The organism is Streptomyces beijiangensis (assembly GCF_017315755.1).
GTDB lineage: Bacteria > Actinomycetota > Actinomycetes > Streptomycetales > Streptomycetaceae > Streptomyces > Streptomyces beijiangensis.
In genome coordinates this window covers 1-1,673 of the sequence record NZ_JAFLRJ010000465.1, presented here as the reverse complement: position 1 = coordinate 1,673, position 1,673 = coordinate 1, and the positions used below count along the sequence as shown (strand labels likewise).

General features: G+C 72.1%; 3 protein-coding genes. All 3 read left to right on the top strand.

Translation table 11 applies throughout. From position 1 onward, the window contains the following. The coding region (locus tag J0695_RS34740) for a peptidoglycan-binding domain-containing protein (RefSeq protein WP_206968758.1) at positions 1 to 571 on the top strand (571 nt) is incomplete at its 5' end. A 17-nt stretch (positions 572 to 588) separates the two neighbouring features. Then, positions 589 to 780, top strand: coding sequence for a hypothetical protein (locus tag J0695_RS34735; RefSeq protein ID WP_206968757.1), 192 nt, complete (start codon positions 589 to 591; stop codon positions 778 to 780). A gap of 135 nt (positions 781 to 915) precedes the next feature. Next, entirely contained in the window at positions 916 to 1,575 is a 660-nt protein-coding gene (locus J0695_RS34730; protein ID WP_206968759.1) for an HAD-IA family hydrolase, read from the top strand. Positions 1,576 to 1,673 lie beyond the last annotated feature (98 nt).

Sequence of the window (1,673 nt, the reverse complement as noted above, 5' to 3'; positions counted from 1 at the left end):
ACCCCTGACCGTGCTGGCCGCAGTCGCCGCCGCACTCGCCATCGCGGGTACGGCAGCCTTCGCGGGCGGCCTCTTCTCCGGCGACGACGGCTCCACGGACGCGCTCCCGGTAACCCCCACGAGCGCACCGCCGCCCGGCCGGACCCACGCCCAGCCGCAGCCGACGGCCTCCGCGCACCGCCCCTCGCCGACGCCGAGCCCGTCCCGGGCCACGCCCTCCGCGAGCCGTACGAAGACGCGGTCACCCTCCCCCACGCCGTCCCTCTCGACGGCCCGGGCGACCGGCACCGTACGGGACCCGTCCCCGACCCCCACCAGGAGTGCGCCCGCCAGCTCCGCGCCGGCCGCGCCCGTACTGCGCCGGGGCGACAGCGGTCCGGAGGTCGTGGAGCTCCAGAAGCGCCTGCAGCAGGCGTGGGTCTACCAGGGCCCGGCGTCGGGACGCTACGACGACGAGGTCGAGAGCGCGGTACGCCAGTTCCAGTCCTGGACGAACATCCAGGACGACCCTTCGGGCGTCTACGGACCGCATACGCGCCGTGCCCTGGAAGCCTCGACACAGGAGCCCTAGCCGAGCACCGTGGCCCTATGAAGAAGCCATGGATCCTGCTGGCCCTGCCCTTACTCCCACTGCTGCTCCTCCTCCGTCTGCTCCTGCGCCGCCGTACGGGTGGCCCCCGCCCCCGGTCGGGCCCGCCGCCCGCAGGCGTGCGCGAGCCGCGCAGGCCGAGTCCCGTACTGCCCGGCGGAGCAGTGGCGGCGCCGCTTCCCGAGGAGTGAGGGGGGCGGGTGGCGCGAGGACACCCGGGTTTTGTACCATAGAGAAACAAAGTGGTCCCGTCCGTACTCCCTGACCGGCGGACGGGACCTTCTTTGTTCTCTGCGCAGCTTCTGCTCCCGCACCCCTGGAGTCCTCTGATGACGACCGTCCTGACCGCACGTGCCCTCCTCCTGGACATGGACGGAACCCTCGTCAACTCCGACGCCGCGGTGGAGCGCATCTGGCGCCGCTGGGCCGTCGACCACGGCCTCAACCCCGACGAGGCCCTCAAGGTCGTCCACGGCCGTCAGGGTTACGCGACCATGGCGGTGCTCCTCCCCGACCGCCCGATGGAGCACAACTACGCGGACAACCGCGAGATGCTCGCCCTGGAGACGGCCGACACGGAGGGCGTGGTCCCGGTACCGGGAGCCCCCGCCTTCATGGCCGCGATCGCCGCACTCCCGCACGCCCTGGTCACCTCGGCGGACGAACGCCTGGCCCAGGCGCGCATGACGGCATCGGACCTGCGGATGCCGCAGATCCGCGTCACGGCGGAGGGCGTGAGCGCCAGCAAGCCGGACCCGGAGGGCTTCCTCAAGGGAGCGGCGGAACTGGGCTTCGCACCCGAGGACTGCATCGTCTTCGAGGACTCGGAGGCGGGAGTCGAGGCGGGCCGCGCGGCGGGAATGCGCGTGGTGGGGGTGGGCCCGAGGGCGCACGCGTACAACCCGACGGCGTACGTCCCGGACCTGACGCACGTACGGGTCACCCAGGGCGCCGACGGCACCGTCGAGGTCCACATCACGAACTGATCCAGCGCCAGGCAGCATCAAGCGCGCCGGGCAAAATCACACACCCGTCCGAATCAAGCGCACGCCAGGCAAAATCAAGCCCGTCCGGCGCTTGAGGA